Here is a 20,162-nt window from a genome sequence, read left to right as displayed (position 1 = left end):
ACCCCCCGTCGGATCCGCCGGGCGCCCGCCGGGTAACGTCGAAGGCGTGTACCGCTTCCTGTTGTCCCGGCAGTGGGTGATCCTCACCCTCCTCGCCCTCGCCCTCATCCCCGCGATGATCGAGCTGGGCTTCTGGCAGTACCACCGCCATGAGCACAAGGTCGCCCAGAACGCCCTGATCTCGGGCAACCTCGACGCGAAGCCCGTCCCGGTCACCGATCTGACGGCCCCCGGGCACACCGTCCCGCGCTCCGACTACTGGCGCCGTGTCACCGCCACCGGCACGTTCGACCCCGCGCACGAGGTCGTCGTACGCCGCAGGACCTCCATCGACGACCGGGTCGGCTTCCACGTGCTGACCCCGTTCGTCCTGAAGGACGGCCGCGCGGTCATCGTGAACCGCGGCTGGATCCCCTTCGGCGACGACCAGCGGGCCTTCCCCGACATCCCGGCGGCGCCCAAGGGCGAGGTCACCATCACCGGCCGGCTGAAGGCGGACGAGACGTCGGCGAGCAGCGGGATCAAGGACCTGCGGGATCTTCCGCCCCGCCAGGTCATGCTGATCAGCAGCGCGCAGCAGCGGGAACAGCTGGGCCGTACCGTCCTCGGCGGCTACGTCGAACAGATCTCCCCCGTACCGGCCGGCGGCAGCCCCGAGCAGATCCCGAACCCCGACGACAGCTCGATCGGGCCCCATATGGCGTACGCGGTGCAGTGGTGGCTGTTCGTGGCCGCCGTCCCCGTCGGCTGGGTCATTCTCGTACGGCGTGAGCTCCGCGACCGCGCGGCGGCGAAGGCCGAGCGGAGCGCCGCCGACGCGGAATCCGCGCAGGAACCCGCGGCCGTCTGACACCGCTGCTTAACGCCCGCGCGGTACGGGAACAGCCCTGGCGTGACCCAACACATCGAGGACTACGCACTTATCGGCGATCTCCAGACCGCCGCCCTGGTCGGCCGGAACGGCTCCATCGACTGGCTGTGCCTTCCTCGCTTCGACTCGGCGGCCTGCTTCTCCGCGCTGCTCGGTGGCGAGGAGAACGGCCACTGGCGGCTCGCCCCCACCGGTGCGCGTACGTGTGCGCGGCGCGCCTACGTGGGTGACTCGCTGGTGCTGGAATCCGTGTGGGAGACCCGTACCGGCACGGTCAAGGTCACCGATTTCATGCCGCAGCGCGACAGGGCGCCCGAGATCATGCGGATCGTGGAGGGTGTCAGCGGCTCGGTGGACATGAGTGCCACGATCCGGCTGCGCTTCGACTTCGGCTCGGTGGTGCCCTGGGTGCGGCGGGAGGGGGCCCACCATGTGGCGATCGCCGGCCCCGACTCCGTCTGGCTGCGCAGCGAGCCCTCGGTCAAGACATGGGGTCAGCACTACAGCACACGGTCGTCGTTCACCGTCGGCGCGGGCGAGAAGGTGGCGTTCGTGCTCACCTGGCACCCGTCGCACAAGCCGCGCCCGCCGCGCGTCGATCCGCACGTGGCGCTGGCGCGCAGTCTGGAGGACTGGGAGAGCTGGGCGCGGCGGTGCAGCTACCACGGTCCGCACCGCACGGCCGTCATGCGCTCCCTGATCACGCTCAAGGCGCTCACGTACGGCCCGACCGGCGGGATCGTCGCCGCCCCCACCACCTCCCTGCCGGAGGAGCTGGGCGGCGTACGCAACTGGGACTACCGCTACTGCTGGCTGCGTGACTCCACGCTGGTCCTGGGGGCGCTGCTGTCGGTCGGCTATCTGGAGGAGGCGGCGGCCTGGCGCGACTGGCTGCTGCGGGCGGTCGCGGGTGATCCGGCCGACCTCCAGATCATGTACGGACTCGGCGGTGAGCGGCGGCTGCCGGAGAACGAACTGCCGTGGCTGCGGGGGTACGCGAACTCCGCGCCCGTCCGCACCGGCAACAACGCGGTCGACCAGCTCCAGCTGGATGTGTACGGCGAGGTGATGGACTCGCTCAATGTGGCGCGGACGGCGGGTCTCCCCGCGCAGCCGCACGCCTGGAACCTCCAGCTCAGCCTGCTGGGCTTCCTGGAGTCGAAGTGGCGCGAGCCGGACGAGGGCCTGTGGGAGGTGCGCGGGCCGCGCCAGCACTTCGTGCACTCCAAGGTGATGGCGTGGGTCGCCGCCGACCGTGCCGTACGGACGCTGGAGGACAACCCGTCGCTCAGCGGGGACGTCGGGCGCTGGCGCGCGATGCGGGACGAAGTGCACCGGGAAGTGTGCGAACGGGGCTTCGACCCGGAGCGGAACACCTTCACGCAGTCGTACGGCTCCGCCGACCTGGACGCGGCGACGCTGCTGATCCCCCGGGTCGGCTTCCTGCCGCCGGACGATCCGCGGGTCGTCGGCACGGTCGACGCGGTACGGGCCGAGCTGGGGCACGGCGGGCTGCTGCGCCGGTACAGCTCGACGGGGCCCTCGGTGGACGGGCTGCCGGGCGGTGAGGGAACGTTCCTGGTCTGCTCGTTCTGGCTGGTCGACGCGCTGCATATGACGGGGCGTACGGAGGAGGCGACGGAGCTGTTCGAGCGGCTCCTCGCCCTGCGCAACGACGTCGGGCTGCTGGCGGAGGAGTACGACCCGGTGGCGCGGCGGCAACTCGGCAACTACCCGCAGGCGTTCAGCCATATCGGACTGGTGGTGACCGCGTTGACCCTCGCCGGGGCGGACACGGCAGGATAGGGCCATGGATCTCGGACTGAAAGACCGCGTATACGTTGTCACCGGCGGATCGCGAGGGCTGGGCCGCGCGGCGGCGGAGGCGCTCGCCGCGGACGGGGCGAAGGTCGTCATCTCGGGCCGCGACGAGAAGCGCGTCACCGAGGCCGCCGCGGAGATCGGTCCCGGCGCGTACGGAGTGGCCGCCGACAACGCCGATCCGGCGGTGGCGGGACAGCTGATCGCCACGGCCAGGGAGCGGTTCGGCCGCTTCGACGGCGTCCTGGTCAGCGTCGGCGGCCCCGCGCCGGGGTCCGCCGCGGACAACACGGACGAGCAGTGGCGGACGGCGTTCGAGTCCGTCTTCCTGGGCGCGGTACGCGTCGCCCGCGAGGCGGCGGCCGAGCTGGGTGAGGGCGGGGTCATCGGACTCGTGCTCTCCTCGTCGGTCCACGAGCCGGTCCCGGGCCTCACCATCTCCAACGGTCTGCGGCCGGGCCTGGCCGGCTTCGCCAAGTCCCTGGCGAACGAGGTCGGCCCGCGCGGGATCCGGGTGGTGGGCCTGCTGCCGGCGCGTATCGACACGGACCGGGTCCGCGAACTCGACGCGCTGTCGGGCGACCCGGAGGCGGCGCGGGCGGCGAGCGAGTCCCGGATTCCGCTGCGGCGGTACGGGAGGCCGGAGGAGTTCGGGAAGACGGCGGCGTTCCTGCTGTCGCCGGCGGCGTCGTATCTGACAGGGGTGATGCTGCCGGTGGACGGCGGGACGCGGCACGGGTTCTGACGCGTACGTCCGGGCTCGGGTCCGACGCGTACGTCCGGTCCGGGCTCGGGACGGGCTCGTCCAGGTCCTGTCCCGGTCCCGTTCGGCCGCGGCTCACGGGCGTCCCGTTCGGCCGCGGCGCACGGGCCGTCAGCTCACCCTCTCCGCCCCGTGCCTCACCGCCCGCAACCGCACCTCCGCCGGCAGTTCCCTCAGCCCCGCCGACCGCCGCGCACGTTCCAGCGCCTCCGCCGTCAGCAGGTTCAGTGTCCCGCCCGGCGACGCGTGGGGCTCCATGAGGAGGCGTACGCGCGCGGACGGGGCGGTGCGGCGGCCCGTGAGGCGTACGCGGGCGCGGGCCACGCCGTCCAGGGCCTCCGCGTCGTCCTCGACGGCGCTCTCCAGCGCCCGCCCACGCAGCGACGCGCCCTCACCGTCGCCGCTGTCGACCAGCACCTCCGCCATCCGGGCCCGGCGCAGCTGGGCGAAGAACCACCACAGGGCCAGCACGACCAGCACCGCCAGGGCCGCGATGACGACCGGCCACCACCAGCCCTGATCGCGCCAGCGCTCGCGGTCGGCACGGCTCAGCAGCACATCGCGCTGCCCGCTGTACGGCCACCAGGAGGGCACCGCCCAGTCCAGCCCGCGCGCCAGCACCGCGCCGCCGGCGCAGAGCAGCGCCAGACCGAGCAGAGCCAGCAGTACGCGGTTGACGACCCGGATCATCGCCCTCACCTCACCTCTTCTTGACGGGCCTGCGGACACGCATCGTCAGCGCGGGCGACCGGTCGAGGCCCAGTTCGCGGATGCCCGCGCGGAGCGCCCTGTCCAGGTCGTCCCGTACGTCGTCGAGTTCACGGAAGTGGGAGAGGGCCCGCACCTTCACCTTGGAGCGGCCCACCCGTACCCGCGCGGACCGCATGCCCGAGACCTCCATGGCCCGGTCGCGCAGCGTCAGCGCGGCGGCGTCGCGGTCGATGCCGGCCCGTACCAGCGGGGAGTGGCGGCGCATGGGCAGCAGTCCGCGCAGGCCGGGGGTGAGGGCGAGCACGAGGAGCCACAGTCCGAGCGCCATCGCGACACAGGCGGCGACCAGCACCCAGGTCTCGTCGAGCGGCTGCCTGGCCAGCTGGTCGGCGAGTGCACGGCGCCAGTACATCGCGCGTTGACCGGCCCGTACCGCCACGATGTCGTACAGCGGCAGTCCCGCCGCGCCGAGAACGACCAGCGCGGCCAGCGCCGCGGGGATCCGGCGCGTGGACCAGAAACGTCCGGCCCGCCGGCCGTCGTCGTCCGACAGCGTGGGCCTGGGCTCGTACCGCGTGTCGGGGTCCGACGGGTCCTGTTCCCGTACGCCGCCCGCCCCCTCGGGCGCGGGTTCGTTCATCGGAGCCTCCCCTGCGCCGCGAGTCCCGACCGGTCGGAGTGCAGCCGGTCCACCCGCACCTCCACCTCCGGCACGTCCATGTCCGCCAACGCCTTGATCCGCTGGACGACGCTGAGACGCACGGCGCCGCACTGCCGGCCGATGTCGGTCGGATACTCCAGCTCGACACCGATCCGGACGCGCGCGCTGTCGTGGCGCACCGTGACGGTGGCGTGCGGCGCGGACCCGCCTTCCGGTACGCCGTCCAGCGCCTCCCGGGCCGCCTGTGCGGCGATCTTCGCGATGACCCGGTCGGCGATCGTGGTCGCTCCGCGCTCGCCGGCCGCCACCCGTTCCACGGCCACGCGCGTCACCGCCGCCGGTCGTCGCGGTCGCGACTGCGGAAGAGGTCGCCGGGTTCGAGATCGCCGTCCAGGAAGCGCCCGGCCACGAACCCGATCACACCCAGCGCGGCCACCAGCACAAAGGCTCCGAAGCCGCCGAAGTACCCGGCGAATCCAAGCGCCATACCGGCCAACAGGCCGACCATCGCCATGCTCATGTGCCGCTCCTCTTCCACTGCGCTGCCGGTCGCGTACGGTGCCTCACGCCGCGTACGGACGTCACTGAAGCCGTGTGTCCGACTCGTCGTCATCTTCCTCGTCGGGCAGCTTCACGTCACTGACCGCGATGTTGACCTCGACGACCTCAAGTCCCGTCATCCGCTCGACCGCCGCGATGACGTTCTCCCGTACGACGGCGGCGACTTCGGTGATCGAGACTCCGTAGTCGACGACGATCTCCAGGTCGAGCGCCGTCTGTACCTCGCCGACCTCGGCCTTCACGCCGCGGCTGACGGACCTGGTGCTGCCGGGGACCCGGTCGCGCACGGCGCCGAACGTGCGGGACATCCCGCTGCCCAGGGCGTGCACACCGAGGACGTCGCGTGCCGCGAGCCCGGCGATCTTCTCCACCACGCCGTCGGCGATGGTGGTACGGCCGCGGGAGGCGGGCGGGCCGCCGCCGCGCTTGGTGACGGGGCTGCTTCCCCCCTCGTCGGCCGACGGCTTCCTGCCTGACGGCGCGGACTGGTTACGGGGTGCGGTGTCTGACATCGCCATTCGTTCCTTCCCGGGCGGTGGTGGACTCCGCTGCCCACACTAGGTGCGCTTGCCTCATCCCGCCGCGTGGATACGGCAGGCTGGAGGAATGACGACTGCGTACAACCCCGATGGGCTCGGCACCGGCGGATGGACGGCCGCGGTACGACAACAACTCGGCCTGGGCAGGCTGCTGCCGCTCGGCGGGCCACGGGACGGCGCGTGGCTGTCGGAGCGCGCGGCGGCGGACGAACTGCGCCTGGCCGCGACGGAGGTGACGGGTGCCGTGCTGGGCCGACTGCGGCTCTCCCTGGCCGATCCGGAAGGAGCCGGCCGGCCCGCCGTGCCGCCCCCGCCCAGCGCGCTGCCGCCCGGTCCGCTGCGCATCGACGGGGAGTTCGCCGCGGGTCCCGCCGAACCGCTGCCCGCCGTGGCGGAGCGGCTGCGCGAGGTGCTGTTCGCCGGTGCGACGAAGCGGCTGGGGCTACGGGTCGCGGAAGTCGATCTGCGTGTGACGGCCCTGCTCGGTCCCTCCGGGAAATCCGCGGCGGGACCGCCGGCCGGGACCGCGGCGCCCGCTGGGCCGGACGGGGGACGGCCGGACGCGGTACGGGCCGCCGCCCCTGAGGGTGAGCCGGAGTCGCTGGCGTCGGCGGTCCCGGGCGTCGCGTATCCGACCAGGACGCTGGGCGGCGCGGCGGTCATCACCGCGGGGCATGTACGGGTGGAGCTGGCGACGGCTGCCGGGCACCGCCCGCTGGAGGTGGCGCGGGCGGTTCGGGCGCGACTCGCGGCGGCGCTGCCGGGCGCGCCGTCGGTGGCCGTACTGGTCACGGCGGTGGGTGTGGGTCGCGAAGGCTGAGACAACGGCGTGACGGGCCCCCGCGAGGGCGCGTGGGCACGTGGGCAGGGCCGGGAGTCCGCGCGGACGGGCGCGTGGGTCTCCGCGCGGACGGGCCCGTGCGTCGGTCCGTCAGTCGGCGAGGCCCGCCAGGTCCCGGAGCCGGCGCCCCTGCGCGGCGCGCTCGGCGGCACGCTGGGACTCGAAGGTACGGCCGGACGCGCCCTGAAGGAGCGCCTTCGTCTCGATCAGCGCGTCCCGCGGCGCGGCCAGCAGCGCGCCCGCCAGATCGCTTGCCGCCGCGTCGAGTTCGTCGGCGGGCACCACCAGATTGGCGAGCCCCGTACGCTCCGCTTCCTCGGCCTGTACGAAGCGGCCCGTGGCGCAGATCTCCAACGCGCGGGCGTAGCCGACCAGTCCGACCAGTGGATGGGTGCCGGTGAGGTCGGGGACCAGGCCGAGACTCGTCTCGCGCATGGCGAACTGCACGTCGGACGCGACGACTCGCAGGTCACAGGCGAGAGCCAGTTGGAAGCCGGCCCCGATCGCATGCCCCTGAACGGCCGCGATCGACACGATGTCGGGACGGCGCAGCCAGCCGAACCCCTCCTGGTACCCGGCGATGGCCGCGTCGAGGTCCTCGTCGGATTCCCGCGCGAGATCCAGGAAGGACGGCTCGCCGTCGAACCCCTCGGGGGTGAACGCCTGCCGGTCGAGCCCCGCGGAGAAGGACTTGCCCTCGCCCCGCAGTACGACGACCCGCACGGTGCCGGGCAGTGACCTCCCGGCTTCCGTCAACGCCCGCCACAGAGCGGGAGACTGGGCGTTGCGCTTCGCCGGGTTGGTCAGTGCGACCGTGGCAACCGCGTCCTCGATGGTGAGCCGTACGCCGTCCTTGTCGAGTACTGATTCGAGCGAAGTCATGGGGCGCCTCCGGTTCGGGCAGTCAGGAAAACCAAAGCTAAGTGACTGCACAGTAACCACCTGGGCGATCGTACGATCGCCTCGGGTGGCCACCATCCGAACCGGTGGCCAGGAGGAGTCGCGCTCGGTCGTCAGGCCGATGCGGCCTTCTTGCCTCGCGTCGCTCCGCCGCGTCCCCGCAGCGTGACTCCGGACTCGCTGAGCATCCGGTGGACGAATCCGTAGGAGCGGCCTGTTTCCTCGGCCAGCGCCCGGATGCTCGCACCGTTGTCGTATTTCTTCTTCAGGTCTGCCGCGAGCTTGTCGCGCGCGGCGCCGGTTACCCGGCTGCCCTTCTTCAGAGTCTCGGCCACCCGTGCCTCCTCATGGGAAGTGCGCTCTGGACTTCTCATGATCACCCCTCGCGGGCTTCCTGGCCACCCATTCGGCAAGGTCCGCACGACAAGCTTTGCCCTGCTCCAGGGTTCGAGCACGACCGGAATCGCGTATTCCCTACGCGGTCACCGGGACCTTTACCCAAAGCTCCGGGCGAAGTGCCAGGTCAGGACCCCCGCGCCCGAAACGGCGCGGATCATGGTGCGGTCGGCCCGATCGGTCACGCACCACGCCGTGATACGAGACGTACTCACACAGATGAGGGATCACTGCTGAGCCGAAATGATCCATATGGAGTCGATCACGCGCGTGGATCATGTACTCGGGCCGACGACCGGGTGCTCTGGGACGGGGGTCCTCAGGCGAGCGCGACCAGGTCCGCGTAGTCCGCTCCCCAGAGGTCCTCGACCCCGTCGGGCAGCAGAATGATCCGCTCCGGTTCCAGCGCGTGGACGGCGCCCTCGTCGTGGGTGACGAGGATGACCGCTCCCTTGTACGTGCGGAGCGCGCCGAGGATCTCCTCGCGGCTGGCCGGGTCCAGGTTGTTCGTCGGCTCGTCGAGCAGCAGCACGTTCGCGGAGGAGACGACCAGGGTGGCCAGTGCCAGCCGGGTCTTCTCGCCACCGGAGAGCACCCCGGCCGGCTTGTCGACATCGTCCCCGGAGAAGAGGAAGGAGCCCAGGGTCTTGCGGACCTGGACCAGATCGAGGTCGGGGGCGGAGGACCGCATGTTCTCCAGGACGGAGCGGTCCGGGTCGAGGGTCTCGTGCTCCTGCGCGTAGTAGCCGAGCTTGAGGCCGTGTCCGGGGGTCACCTGGCCGGTGTCCGGCTTCTCGACCCCGGCCAGCAGCCGCAGGAGCGTGGTCTTGCCCGCGCCGTTGAGGCCGAGGATGACGACCCGGGAGCCCTTGTCGATGGCGAGATCGACATCGGTGAAGATCTCCAGGGAGCCGTACGACTTCGACAGTCCCTCGGCCGTCAGCGGGGTCTTGCCGCAGGGCGCGGGCTCGGGGAAGCGCAGCTTGGCGACCTTGTCGGACTGGCGCACTTCCTCAAGACCGGACAGCAGCCGCTCGGCGCGACGGGCCATGTTCTGCGCGGCGACGGTCTTGGTGGCCTTGGCGCGCATCTTGTCGGCCTGGGAGTTCAGGGCGGAGGCCTTCTTCTCCGCGTTGGCGCGCTCGCGCTTGCGGCGCTTCTCGTCGGCCTCGCGCTGCTGCTGGTAGAGCTTCCAGCCCATGTTGTAGACGTCGATCTGCGAGCGGTTGGCGTCCAGGTAGAAGACCTTGTTGACGACGGTCTCGACCAGTTCGACATCGTGGGAGATGACGATGAAGCCGCCGCGGTACGTCTTGAGGTAGTCGCGCAGCCAGACGATCGAGTCCGCGTCGAGGTGGTTCGTGGGCTCGTCGAGCAGCAGGGTGTCGGCGTCCGAGAACAGGATGCGCGCCAGCTCGACGCGGCGCCGCTGACCGCCGGAGAGCGTATGGAGGGGCTGGCCGAGCACCCGGTCGGGCAGTCCGAGCGCGGCGGCGATGGTGGCGGCCTCGGCCTCGGCGGCGTACCCGCCCTTGGTGAGGAACTCCGTCTCCAGGCGCTCGTACTTCTTCATCGCCTTCTCGCGGGTGGCGCCCTGGCCGTTCGCCATCCGGTCCTCGTTCTCCCGCATCTTCTTGAGCACGGAGTCGAGGTCGCGCGCGGAGAGGATGCGGTCCCTGGCGAGGACGTCGAGGTCGCCGGTGCGCGGGTCCTGCGGCAGATAGCCCACCTCGCCCGAGCGGGTGATGGTGCCGGCGGCGGGAACGCCCTCGCCCGCGAGGCACTTGGTGAGCGTGGTCTTGCCCGCTCCGTTGCGGCCGACCAGACCGATGCGGTCGCCCTTGGCGATACGGAATGAGGCGGACTCGATGAGGACACGGGCGCCGGCGCGCAGCTCTACGCCGGTTGCGGTGATCACGGAAAGACTCCAGGGCGGTATGGACGGCGGAAGAGGGCAGGCGGAGGAGATTCTTCGACGCCGGCTAATGCACAAGGAGAAATGCCATACGGGTCAGTCTAACGGGGTCGCGCAACTGCTTTCTCTGGCCGGTCCCCCGGACGATGGTCCGAGAACCCTTTCGAGACACCGCCCGGGGGACCGTTCCGGGGAACGTCCCGGAGATCGCGACGGGGGTCGTCGCGGAGGTCGTTGCGGAGCGGGGTGCGGCCCGGCACGATCCGGCCGAGGTCGTCGACCGCCATCAGCTCGGCGGTCCAGTCGGTGTGCCCGGGACAGGGCTGGGCGACGAGCAGGATCCCGGCCGTACGGACGTACCGTCCCGGGTCGAAGGCGCAGCCGCGGGCGGCGGGCAGCACCCAGCGCAGATCGCCGTCCTCGGCGCGGAAGGCGACGATGCGATGCGGGGTGACGACGGCGAGCATGCGCGACCCGGGCGCGAGGGGCTGGAGGACCCCCGCCGCGCGGCCGGGCCCCGCGGCCAGCCAGTCGGCGAGACCGGGCAGGGCGCGATGCCAGCGGACGGCCGAGCCGGCGGCGCGCTCGGTGTCGGTGACCAGGCCGTCGCTCCAGAGGGCGAAGGCGTGGCCGGGCCCCGCTGCGAGGGCGAGCGGACGGCTGCCGGTGCGCTCGTGGACCCAGCGGAGCGTGCCCGAGCCCGGGTCGCGCGCCTCGACGCGAGGGCCCGACGTGCGCAGGACGGGCTCTTGGGCGGCGGGTCCGGGCGCCGCGGTGGTGTGCACGGTGAGGCGGTCGTCGAAGGGGAAGTCCCTGGACTGGCGGGCGGCGGTCACCAACGGGACGGCGAGGACGACGGAGAGGGCCGCGAGGACGAGGCGGGTACGGCGTCGCGGCCTGTACCGGGAACGGCCCTGCCCGACGGGCCGGGGGCCGGGGCGGCGCGGGGAACCGCCGGGCGGGAGGCCGCCGTGCGGGGACTCGGTGTACCGGGACTCGGCGTACGGGGAATCGGCGTCGTCCTCGGGACCGCCGTCCGCTCTGGTGCCCGGCAGCAGGTCCGGCGCCGTGGTCGTCGGCACAGCCGTCACTGTTCTCCCGTCTGGGGCCTGTCTTTCGGATCTTGCCGGGCTCGCGAGCGTAGCCACGGGCCGCGCGGGCGGGGCGGCGGCGCCCCGCGACACGGCGGGCGCGGTGCGGCACATCCCCCGTTCGGCCCCGGATGCCGGCCGGGCGGGGCCGTGACGGCTCGAAGGCCGATTGTCAGTGGCCGGTGCGAGACTGAGATCCGCGTCACATTGGAGCCCGCGAGGGGTTGATCAGCATGACCGGAGTACCGAGCATCTGCCCGACCATCCTGTACAGGGACGCGAAGGCGGCCATCAGGACGCTGACAGACGCCTTCGCGTTCACCGAGGTATCGGTGTACGAGGGCGAGGACGGCGAGGTGCTCCACGCCGAGCTGGCGTCCGGCGACGGCGTGGTGATGCTGGGCTCGAAGGGCCGGGCGGGCGTCTTCGCCAAGGCGATGGGCGACGCGGGCCCCGCGGGCGTCTATGTGGTCGTCGAGGACGTCGACGCGCACCACGCGCGGGCGGTGGAGCACGGCGTCGAGATCCTGATGGCGCCCACGGACCAGGACTACGGCTCACGGGACTACATGGCCCGCGACGCCGAGGGGAACATATGGAGCTTCGGGACGTACGCGCCGGGCGCGGGCGGCTGAGGCACGACCGGCCGAGGCCTGGCGGACCGCGGTCCCGGCGACCGGGGCACCGCCGCGCGGCGGGGTCCCGTCCGGTCGGTCTTCGCGGTGGGACCGGCGGGGCCGGTCCCTCCGCGTCGGGTCGCGCGGCGCGGGGCCGGCCGGTCAGGCTCCTCCGGTGTGCACCTGGAAGGCCGCCCGGCGGACCGCCTTGGCGAGGGCGGGATCCGGGTGCGCGGCGGCGAGGGCGACCAGGACCTGGACGGTACGGGGGTGGCCGACGGCCCGGATCTCGTCGAGCAGCGCGGGCACGTTGCCCTGCACGGCGGAGTCCAGGTGGCGGACCAGCAGTTCGCTCTCGCCGTGGTCGGCGACGGCCGCCGCGGTGTCCACCCAGAGCCAGGTGGACTCCTCCCGGGTGAGGACCTCGGCCGCGTCCTCCGGGTCGGCGCCCTCGTACTCCGCCAGCCAGAGCAGAGCGTAGGGGCGCAGCGAGGAGTCCGTCGCCGCGGCCCGTACCTCGGCCTCGGCGGGGGCGCCGACGACGCGCAGCGCCTCGAAGGCGAGCCCGCGCAGGAGCGCGTCCTCTCCCCGGGCGACGGCGAGCAGTTCGGTGACCGCGCTGCCGACGGTGCGGGCGGCGAGCCAGGCACGGTATTCGGCGCGGGCGGGGCCGGGGGTGAGCCGCGCGCAGCCGCGCAGCATGTGCTCGGCGGACTGCTCGATATTGCCCGCGGGGCTCTGGGCGGCGACGCAGATCTGCTCCAGCTTGACCCAGACCGCCCAGTTGCCGAGCGGGGTGAGGGTCGCCTGGCCCTTCCCCAGGGTCAGCGCGCCCACGGCGGCCAGCCCTTCCAGGGCCCAGTCGAGGAGCGGGGGCAGGAGGTCGTCGGCCGGCGGCTCGGGCGCCGGGGGCTCGACGGGGGCGGGCTGCGGGCCGTAGGGCACCTCGCAGCGCTCCTCGTGGAGTTCCGCGACCCGCTGCCGGAGGAGATCGAGCAGGGCCGGTACGAGCACGGGTCCTGCGGAGAGCTGGAGAAGGGAGAGCACCTGCGGAACGGCCTCGACGACCTCGGCGACCGTGGAGGCGGCGACGTCCTCGGGGGCCGGGTGCACGAGCGACCAGGCGTCGAAGAGTGCCACCCAGCCGCGCTGGACCGCGCTGTCGTCGCGGTCCCACGCCTGGAGCCGCCAGCCGGGCCGTACGGCGGTGCCGTGCAGCTCGACGAGTCCGGCCAGCCGGGCACGGTCCCAGCCCGCGCGCACCTGGTCGGACGTCAACTCCAGTGCCGCGGCGGCCCGTTCGGCCGTCGCCGCGTCGAGCGGACCCGCGCCGGGGTCCCGGTCACCGGCCGCCCAGCGGGCGATCCGCACCGCGTCGGCGAGGACCGCTCTCGCCTGACGGGCCAGCTCCGCCGGGGGCGGAGTGCCCTCGGGCGGCCGGGGTGCCGGACGGCTGCGCCCGTCGGTCACAGCCCGTCGGGCCGTGGCCAACGGCCGCGGGCGGACGAGTCGGAGTCTGGAGTTGCGCGCCAATTGCTCATCAGGCTTTCGGGACGTCACGGGGGCAGTCTTCCCGGTGACCGCCCGAAAGCCCAAACGGAACCTGTTCCGGCGGTACGGGAAGGGCGGAGGAGGCCCGTTCCACGGGGGTGCCGCAGGGCACGGAAGGGAAGGAAGATGCCTGTTGGAAAGGGACGGGACAGCTGGTGGAGCGCTGTGTGGCGGGTGGACCCGGTGGGTCGCAAGGTGCGTGAAGGAGGTGAAGCGGAGCGCCGGGCGTCGCATCGGATTCCGCCGCGTCGCCGCATGCCGGAAAGATCCGTCAGACACCGGTAAAGCGCCCCGTGGGGCCGCGCCGTCCCCGGCGCCGCGTCGGACGCCGGCTCAGCGCGGCCAGGCGCTACATCAGGGGGGTGAGGAAGCGTCGGAGCACCTCTTCGTATCCCGCCGGATCCGCGTTCCACATCGCGCCGTGCGGGGCGTGCGCGACGGCGTGCAGGCTGATCAGACCGGAGCGGTGGGCGGCGAGTTCGCGGGAGGGGTTCCAGGACGCGAGGGTGTCGTCGGGGCCGTGGAAGATCAGCGTCGGGATGTTCAGCCTGCCGGGGTCGGCGGCCTGGCGCAGCCGGTCGCCGTCGAGACCGGCCCTGCCCTGGGCCGACCGGACCGCGAGCGGCAGCAGCGGCGCGGGGACACGGCGGGCGGTGGCCAGCGCACGCAGGGTGGCCTCCGAGTCCAGCACCGGCGAGTCGAGCACCAGCCCGGCGATCCGGGCGCGGAGCGGGGAGCCGGCCGCCGCGCCCAGGGCCATCGAGGCGCCGGTGGACCAGCCGTGCAGCACCACGCGCTCGGCGCCGTACCGGACCGCGTAACGGAGCGCCGCGTCGAGGTCGCGCCATTCGGACTCGCCGAGGTGGCCGAGGCCGTCCGGGGAGCGGGGCGCCCCGGGATCGCCGCGATAGGCGAGGTCGAGTACCGGAAGTTCCTGTTCCGCGAGGAACTCCATGATGTTCATGGGGTGCTCGCGGGTGGTGCCGAGGCCGTGCGTGGTGATGACCCAGGTGTCGCGCACCCCGGGCACGAACCAGGCGGGCAGGGGGCCGAGTTCGCCCGGGATCATCACGTCCTTGTGGCCGAGGCCGAGGGCGGAGGTGGGATCGCCGCTGTGGACCTGCGGGGTGAGGCGCACACGGGTGCCGGCGACGAGCGAGCCGTGACTGACGCGCTCCAGCCGGCGCACCACGGTGTCCGCGGCGTGTTCCACCTCGTCCAGGACCGGCCCGACGACCGCGTGGACGCCGGGGCCCTCGATCCCGTACGTACCGGGGCGCAGGGAGGCGAGGCAGCGGGTCAGGGCGATCTGTCCGGCGGCCGTGGCGTGCACGGTGAGACGGGGGTCGCCCGGCAGGGGGCGGCCGGGCGTCGTCTTGAGCGCGGCGTCGCCGGCGTACCGGCCGGCCGCGAACGCGGCCGCGCCGACACCGATGACTGTGGAGACGGCCGCTGCCGTCGCTTTGGCGGGGCGCACGTTCCCAGTGTGGTCACCCCCGGCGGGCTCGGCCAGCCGGGGGTGTCCGTCGGGGTGCCGGAGCCTGCCGGACGCCCCGCCGGAAACGCTGGTCAGCCCCGCTGTCCGTACCCCTTCAGCTTCTGTCCGACCTCGTCCAGCTGGGCCTCGGTCAGCAGTGAGGGCGTGCGGCCGGGCAGGGAGTTCGCGGTGAGCCAGAGGCGGCACATCCACTCCAGCTGCGCCGTGCGGTCGTAGGCCTGGGCGAGGCTGTCCCCGTAGGCGACCGTGCCGTGGTTCTGGAGGAGACAGGCGTTCCGGTCGCGCAGGGCGTGGAGCATATGGGCGGCCAGTTCGTCCGAGCCGTACAGCGCGTAGGGCGCGACCCGGACGGCGCCGCCGTGGGCCGCCGCCATGTAGTGGATCAAGGGCAGTTCGGGGACGAGGGTGGAGACGGCGGTGGCGTGCACGGCGTGGGTGTGGACCACAGCCGTCGCGGAGGTGTTCCGGTAAACGGCGAGGTGCAGCGGCAGCTCACTCGTAGGGGTGAAATCACCGAGGACCTGTCGGCCGTCCGGATCGACGCCGACGGCGTCCTCGGCGGTGAGTTGGTCATACGGGACTCCGCTCGGCGTGACGAGGATCAGTTCGCCGATCCGTACCGACACGTTGCCCGATGTACCGACGACAAGTCCTTCACCTGCTGTTCTCCGGGCGGTGGCGATGAGTTCACGCCAGGCCCCGGCTATCGCGTCCCGGCTCTGCTGATCAGTCATATGAGAATCCTGTCAGGCGGGGGCAAGGGAGCCCAGGGCACTTCAGCAGAACAGGCGGGCGATTTCTCCACACATGGGGACACCACAAAGACGAGCCCAGTTCATCTTCCGTTCACTCTGACTCCCTACGTTCACCGAGGCCACTGACGTCAAAAGATTGCCTGGGTCCTGGGTCAATGGAACACATCACGCTGCTGCTCGCGATCGTGATCGTGACGGCTCTCGTGTTCGATTTCACGAACGGCTTCCACGACACCGCGAACGCGATGGCGACGACCATCTCGACCGGCGCTCTGAAGCCCAAGATCGCGGTGGGCATGTCCGCCGTCCTGAATCTTGTCGGCGCGTTCCTGTCCGTGGAGGTCGCCAAGACGATCTCCGGCGGACTCATCAACGAACAGGGCATCAGAACAGAAGTGATCTTCGCGGCGCTCGTCGGCGCCATCCTGTGGAACCTCTTCACCTGGCTGCTCGGCCTTCCGTCGAGCTCCTCCCACGCACTCTTCGGCGGCCTGATCGGCGCCACCCTGATGTCGGTCGGCGCCTCGGGGGTGAACGGCGGCGTCGTCATCACGAAGGTGCTGATCCCCGCGCTCGCCGCACCGGTCGTCGCCGGTCTCGCGGCGCTGCTCGCGACGCGGCTGACGTACCGCATCGGCCGCCGTACGGACGACAAGGCGACCGCCAAGGGCTACCGCGCCGGGCAGATCGCCTCCGCCGGTCTCGTCTCCCTCGCGCACGGCACCAACGACGCGCAGAAGACCATGGGCGTCATCACCCTCGCGCTGGTCACCGGCGGCGTCCTCGCCCCCGGCTCCAACCCGCCGATGTGGGTCATCGTCTCCGCCGGAGTGGCGATCGCGCTCGGCACGTATCTCGGCGGCTGGCGCATCATCCGCACCATGGGCACCGGCCTCACCGATCTCCGGCCGCAGCAGGGCTTCGCCGCCCAGACCAGCGCCGCGACCGTCATCCTGGCCTCCTCGCACCTGGGCTTCTCGCTCTCCACCACCCAGTCCTGCTCCGGCGCCGTGATGGGCGCGGGCCTCGGCCGCAAGGGCGGTGTGGTCCGCTGGTCGACCGCCAGCCGGATGTTCATCGCCTGGGGGCTGACCCTGCCCGCCGCGGGCCTGGTCGCCGCCGGGGCCGAGTTCCTCACCGGCCAGGGCACCTGGGGCGTCGCGGTCGTCGCCGTCCTGCTGGTCGCGATCTCCGGGGCGATCTGGCTCGCCTCGCGCCGCCGGCCGGTCGACCACACCAACGTGAACGAGAACGAGGCCGGAGCCGTCGGCACGGCGGAAGGCGCCGGGACCACCGAGCCCGCGGGCGTCGTCACCGCCGCCATCGCGGCCGTCACCCCGCCGCCCACGACCGGTGCCGCGCAGGAACTGTCGACCACCATCCCGGCCCCTGGCTCCACGGACGCCGCGGGCGAGCCCGCGCGAACCGCCACGGTGTAAGGAAGAGAAACCGCATGAACATCGACTGGGCAGCACTCGGTTCCGTCTTCGGTGTCAGCCTCGTGGCCACCGTCGCCCTCGTGGGCCTGTTCACCCTCGGCATCGTGGGCCTCGCCAAGCAGGAGTCGGCGAGCGCGCGGGGGGCCGCCGGCTCCGTGGCGCTGGCCCGCGCGGGCGCGTACACCTGCTTCGCGCTCTGCGTGGCGGCCGTCGCGTACGGGATCTATCTGATCGTCGCCTGACCGGGCGGCCGGAACGGCCGCGCCACCTCGACCCGGGCCGGCCCCGGCGCGTCCGTCACGCGCCGGGGCCGGTTCATGTGCCGGGCCGTTTCATGTGCCGGGCCGGTTCGCGCGCCGGGGCCGGTTCTTCGGTGCCCGTGGGGCGGGGGTGCCGTGTGGGGCTCGGCACACTGTCCCGTCGCTGGTCAGGGATGAGTTGACGGGTGTTTGCGCTGCGTGGTGGACTTCCGGGGCCATTGACGACGGCAGAAGAGGAAGCCGGTGCGAATCCGGCGCGGTCCCGCCACTGTCACTGCGAGCCACGTCTCCAGGAGCCAGGAACTCTCGCCGCCGCATCACGTCGAGCCGGGGCGCGGACCCTGAGTGAGGACATTTCGCCATGTCTGGCCGCCGTTCGGCCGTCGTGCGCGGCCGGAGCCGGCCCGCCGAGCGTGCTTTCGCCTACGGCGCCGCCGTGGGCCTCCTGGGCGATCTGCTGTTCGGCGATCCGCGCCGGGGCCACCCCGTAGCCGCGTTCGGCCGGGCGGCGACGGCCGTAGAGCGGAGGCTGTGGCGCGACCACCGGGGCTGGGGCGCACTGCACACCGTGGTGTGCGCCGGAGGAGCCGCCGGAATCGCGGCGCTGGCCGCCCGGGGCGTACGCGACCACCGCACCGCCTCCGTGGCGCTGACCGCCGCCACCACCTGGGCCGTGGTCGGCGGCACCTCACTGGGACGGGAGGCACGGGCCATCGGCGCGGCGCTCACCGCCGGGGACGTCGAACGGGCCAGGGAGCGGCTGCCGCATCTGTGCGGCCGCGACCCGCAGGCGCTCGACGGACAGCAGATCGCGCGGGCCGTTGTGGAGTCGGTCGCCGAGAACACCTCCGACGCGGTCGTCGGCGCGCTGGTGTGGGGGGCGGTGGCGGGGGTGCCGGGGCTCGCCGGATTCCGTGCCGTGAACACGCTCGACGCGATGGTGGGTCATCTCTCGCCCCGGTACCGCAGGTTCGGCTGGGCCTCGGCCCGGCTCGACGATGTCGTGGGCGGGCCGGGCGCCCGGCTGACCGCCGTACTCGCCGGTGCGCTGGCCGGCGGTGTCGGCGGCGATCCCGGCGCGGCCCTGCGGGCGGTACGGCGGGACGCCCGTAAACATCCGAGCCCCAACGCGGGCCCCGTGGAGGCGTCGTTCGCCGGCGCGCTGGGCGTACGGCTGGGCGGGACGCTCGCGTACGGCGGGCGGGTGGAGCACAGGCCGGTGCTGAACGGCGAGGGCCGGCCGGTCGAGGTCGCGGACATCGAGCGGGCCGTACGGCTGTCGCGCCGGGTGACCGGGGCCGCCCTCGCGGTCTGCGTGGCGGGCCGTTTCGGGTACGGACTCGCCCACCGCGCGCTACGCCGTGGGGCCGGACGAAGGGGGCGCGGATGAGCGGGGACGGGCGCGGCGGGGGGCTGCTGATAGCCGGCACGACCTCCGACGCGGGCAAGAGCGTGGTCACGGCGGGGATCTGCCGCTGGCTGGTGCGCCGTGGGGTGAAGGTCGCGCCCTTCAAGGGGCAGAACATGTCGCTGAACTCGTTCGTGACGCGCGAGGGCGCGGAGATCGGCCGGGCCCAGGCGATGCAGGCCCAGGCCGCCCGGATCGAACCGACCGCGCTGATGAACCCGGTCCTGCTGAAGCCCGGCAGTGACCGCAGCAGCCAAGTGGTGCTGATGGGGCGGCCGGTGGGGGAAATGAGCGCCAGGGGTTTCTTCGGGACCTCTCAGGGGGCGTCCCCGGGGAGAACACCGCACGAGGGGCGCCGGGAGTCCTTGCTCGGGCCCGTACTGGAGTGCCTGGAGCGGCTGCGCGGCACCTACGACGCCGTGATCTGCGAAGGGGCCGGCAGTCCCGCCGAGATCAATCTGCGTCGTACCGACATCGTGAACATGGGCATCGCGCGGGCCGCGCGGCTGCCGGTGGTGGTCGTCGGGGACATCGACCGGGGCGGCGTCTTCGCCTCGTTCTTCGGGACGACCGCGCTGCTGTCCCCCGAGGACCAGGAGCTGATCGCGGGCTATCTGGTCAACAAATTCCGGGGCGACGTCTCGCTGCTCGAACCGGGCCTCGACATGCTCCGCGGGCTCACGGGACGATCCACGCTCGGCGTACTGCCGTTCCGGCACGGTCTGGGCATCGACGAGGAGGACGGGCTGCGCGTCTCGATGCGCGGCGCCGTACGCGAGTCGCCGGCGGCTCCCCCGTACGGCGAGGACGTGCTGCGGGTCGCGGTCTGCGCCGTGCCGCTGATGTCCAACTTCACCGATGTGGACGCGCTGGCGGCGGAGCCGGGGGTCGTCGTGCGGTTCGTGGACCGGCCGGAGGAGCTGGTCGACGCCGATCTCGTGGTGGTGCCCGGCACGCGCGGCACGGTCAGGGCGCTGGCGTGGCTGCGCGAACGCGGGCTCGCCGACGCGCTCGCCCGGCGGGCCGCCGAGGGCCGTCCCGTACTGGGGATCTGCGGCGGCTACCAGCTCCTGGGCGAGCACATCGACGACGAGGTGGAGTCCCGGGCGGGCGCGGTGCCCGGCCTCGGACTGCTGCCCGTACGGGTGCGGTTCGCCCGCGAGAAGACCCTGGCCAGGCCGGTGGGCCTGGCCCTCGGCGAGACGGTGGAGGGGTACGAGATCCATCACGGCGTCGCCGACGTACGCGGAGGCGACGCCTTCGTCTCCGACGCGGACGGGCGGGCGCTGGACGGCTGCCGGGTGGGGGCGGTCACGGGCACGCACTGGCACGGGGCGCTGGAGAGCGACGCGTTCCGGCGGCGGTTCCTGACGGAGGTGGCGCGGACCGCGGGCCGGCGTTTCGTCCCCGCGCCCGGCACGAGCTTCGGCGCGTTGCGGGAGGAACAGCTCGACCTGCTCGGTGACCTCATCGAGGAGCACGCGGACACGGACGCGCTGATGCGCCTGATCGAGGAGGGCGCGCCCTCGGGGCTGCCCTTCATTCCGCCGGGAGCGCCATGACG

At 72.8% G+C, this 20,162-nt stretch carries 21 protein-coding genes and 1 riboswitch; of the genes, 9 read left to right on the top strand and 12 right to left on the bottom strand.

All coding sequences use genetic code 11. The features are described 5' to 3' along the window. Positions 1-46: 46 nt before the first annotated feature. Genes CU044_RS17830 through CU044_RS17820 form a run of 3 tightly spaced genes read left to right on the top strand, consistent with a single transcriptional unit; the run spans position 47 to position 3,437 of the window. Positions 47-850, top strand: a complete 804-nt coding sequence (locus tag CU044_RS17830) for an SURF1 family protein (RefSeq protein WP_129769690.1) — start codon at positions 47-49, stop codon at positions 848-850. Between the two features lie 42 nt (positions 851-892). Continuing rightward, the gene (locus CU044_RS17825) at positions 893-2,677 is read left to right on the top strand and encodes a glycoside hydrolase family 15 protein (RefSeq protein ID WP_129769689.1); all 1,785 of its coding nucleotides are present in this window, start codon (positions 893-895) and stop codon (positions 2,675-2,677) included. Positions 2,678-2,681: 4 nt separating this feature from the next. Then, positions 2,682-3,437, top strand: coding sequence for an SDR family oxidoreductase (locus CU044_RS17820; protein WP_129769688.1), 756 nt, complete (start codon positions 2,682-2,684; stop codon positions 3,435-3,437). 129 nt (positions 3,438-3,566) lie between these two features. On the opposite strand, the gene amaP is transcribed toward CU044_RS17820, so the two are convergent. The 5 genes from amaP to CU044_RS17795 form a co-directional block, all read right to left on the bottom strand. Beyond that, entirely contained in the window at positions 3,567-4,145 is a 579-nt protein-coding gene (amaP, locus tag CU044_RS17815) for an alkaline shock response membrane anchor protein AmaP (protein WP_129769742.1), read from the bottom strand. A gap of 10 nt (positions 4,146-4,155) precedes the next feature. Beyond that, positions 4,156-4,806 carry a DUF6286 domain-containing protein gene (locus CU044_RS17810; RefSeq protein WP_193563994.1) on the bottom strand — a complete coding sequence of 217 codons (651 nt, stop codon included), beginning with the start codon at positions 4,804-4,806 and terminating at the stop codon, positions 4,156-4,158. Beyond that, complete coding sequence (locus tag CU044_RS17805; protein WP_129769687.1) at positions 4,803-5,159, bottom strand: Asp23/Gls24 family envelope stress response protein; 357 nt, start codon at positions 5,157-5,159, stop codon at positions 4,803-4,805. The genes CU044_RS17810 and CU044_RS17805 overlap by 4 nt, the downstream gene beginning before the upstream one ends. Beyond that, on the bottom strand, positions 5,156-5,347 hold the full coding sequence (locus tag CU044_RS17800; protein WP_129769686.1) for a hypothetical protein: 192 nt from the start codon (positions 5,345-5,347) through the stop codon (positions 5,156-5,158). The genes CU044_RS17805 and CU044_RS17800 overlap by 4 nt, the downstream gene beginning before the upstream one ends. A 61-nt stretch (positions 5,348-5,408) precedes the next feature. Next, entirely contained in the window at positions 5,409-5,900 is a 492-nt protein-coding gene (locus CU044_RS17795) for an Asp23/Gls24 family envelope stress response protein (RefSeq protein ID WP_129769685.1), read from the bottom strand. A gap of 94 nt (positions 5,901-5,994) precedes the next feature. Between CU044_RS17795 and CU044_RS17790 the strand changes: the two genes are divergently transcribed. After that, positions 5,995-6,747: a hypothetical protein gene (locus CU044_RS17790; protein WP_129769684.1), complete on the top strand. Its 753-nt coding sequence runs from the start codon at positions 5,995-5,997 to the stop codon at positions 6,745-6,747. A gap of 111 nt (positions 6,748-6,858) precedes the next feature. On the opposite strand, the gene CU044_RS17785 is transcribed toward CU044_RS17790, so the two are convergent. The 4 genes from CU044_RS17785 to CU044_RS39050 form a co-directional block, all read right to left on the bottom strand. Further along, entirely contained in the window at positions 6,859-7,650 is a 792-nt protein-coding gene (locus tag CU044_RS17785) for an enoyl-CoA hydratase/isomerase family protein (protein WP_129769683.1), read from the bottom strand. Positions 7,651-7,781: 131 nt separating this feature from the next. Continuing rightward, the gene (locus CU044_RS17780) at positions 7,782-8,003 is read right to left on the bottom strand and encodes a helix-turn-helix domain-containing protein (protein WP_030753304.1); all 222 of its coding nucleotides are present in this window, start codon (positions 8,001-8,003) and stop codon (positions 7,782-7,784) included. Between the two features lie 380 nt (positions 8,004-8,383). Continuing rightward, entirely contained in the window at positions 8,384-9,982 is a 1,599-nt protein-coding gene (locus CU044_RS17775) for an ABC-F family ATP-binding cassette domain-containing protein (RefSeq protein WP_129769682.1), read from the bottom strand. 98 nt (positions 9,983-10,080) lie between these two features. Continuing rightward, positions 10,081-11,061 (bottom strand): hypothetical protein, encoded by a 981-nt coding sequence (locus CU044_RS39050; RefSeq protein WP_193563993.1) that lies wholly within the window; start codon positions 11,059-11,061, stop codon positions 10,081-10,083. Positions 11,062-11,303: 242 nt separating this feature from the next. On the opposite strand from CU044_RS39050, the gene CU044_RS17765 reads away from it, so the two are divergent. After that, a complete protein-coding gene (locus tag CU044_RS17765) occupies positions 11,304-11,705 on the top strand; it encodes a VOC family protein (RefSeq protein WP_129769681.1) in 402 nt (133 codons plus the stop codon). Positions 11,706-11,849: 144 nt separating this feature from the next. Here CU044_RS17765 and CU044_RS17760 read toward each other — a convergent pair whose 3' ends face one another. The 3 genes from CU044_RS17760 to CU044_RS17750 all read right to left on the bottom strand — a co-directional run bounded on the left by CU044_RS17760 (position 11,850) and on the right by CU044_RS17750 (position 15,470). Continuing rightward, positions 11,850-13,157: a hypothetical protein gene (locus tag CU044_RS17760; protein WP_129769680.1), complete on the bottom strand. Its 1,308-nt coding sequence runs from the start codon at positions 13,155-13,157 to the stop codon at positions 11,850-11,852. 430 nt (positions 13,158-13,587) lie between these two features. After that, complete coding sequence (locus CU044_RS17755) at positions 13,588-14,715, bottom strand: hypothetical protein (RefSeq protein WP_129769679.1); 1,128 nt, start codon at positions 14,713-14,715, stop codon at positions 13,588-13,590. A 92-nt stretch (positions 14,716-14,807) separates the two neighbouring features. After that, positions 14,808-15,470, bottom strand: a complete 663-nt coding sequence (locus tag CU044_RS17750) for a class II aldolase/adducin family protein (RefSeq protein ID WP_129769678.1) — start codon at positions 15,468-15,470, stop codon at positions 14,808-14,810. A 176-nt stretch (positions 15,471-15,646) separates the two neighbouring features. On the opposite strand from CU044_RS17750, the gene CU044_RS17745 reads away from it, so the two are divergent. The 4 genes from CU044_RS17745 (at position 15,647) to CU044_RS17730 (ending at position 20,160) form a co-directional block, all read left to right on the top strand. Continuing rightward, a complete protein-coding gene (locus CU044_RS17745) occupies positions 15,647-16,930 on the top strand; it encodes an inorganic phosphate transporter (protein ID WP_129769677.1) in 1,284 nt (427 codons plus the stop codon). A gap of 14 nt (positions 16,931-16,944) precedes the next feature. After that, on the top strand, positions 16,945-17,172 hold the full coding sequence (locus CU044_RS17740; RefSeq protein WP_129769676.1) for a hypothetical protein: 228 nt from the start codon (positions 16,945-16,947) through the stop codon (positions 17,170-17,172). 203 nt (positions 17,173-17,375) lie between these two features. Next, positions 17,376-17,519, top strand: a riboswitch (cobalamin riboswitch). Between the two features lie 32 nt (positions 17,520-17,551). Continuing rightward, positions 17,552-18,580: a cobalamin biosynthesis protein gene (locus CU044_RS17735; protein WP_129769675.1), complete on the top strand. Its 1,029-nt coding sequence runs from the start codon at positions 17,552-17,554 to the stop codon at positions 18,578-18,580. Beyond that, positions 18,577-20,160, top strand: a complete 1,584-nt coding sequence (locus tag CU044_RS17730) for a cobyric acid synthase (RefSeq protein WP_129769674.1) — start codon at positions 18,577-18,579, stop codon at positions 20,158-20,160. Before CU044_RS17735 ends, CU044_RS17730 begins: the two co-directional genes overlap by 4 nt. Positions 20,161-20,162: the final 2 nt, after the last annotated feature.

Origin of the sequence: Streptomyces sp. L-9-10 (genome assembly GCF_004151105.1) — a bacterium.
Taxonomy (GTDB): Bacteria; Actinomycetota; Actinomycetes; order Streptomycetales; family Streptomycetaceae; genus Streptomyces.
This window is presented reverse-complemented; position numbering and strand designations above follow the sequence as displayed.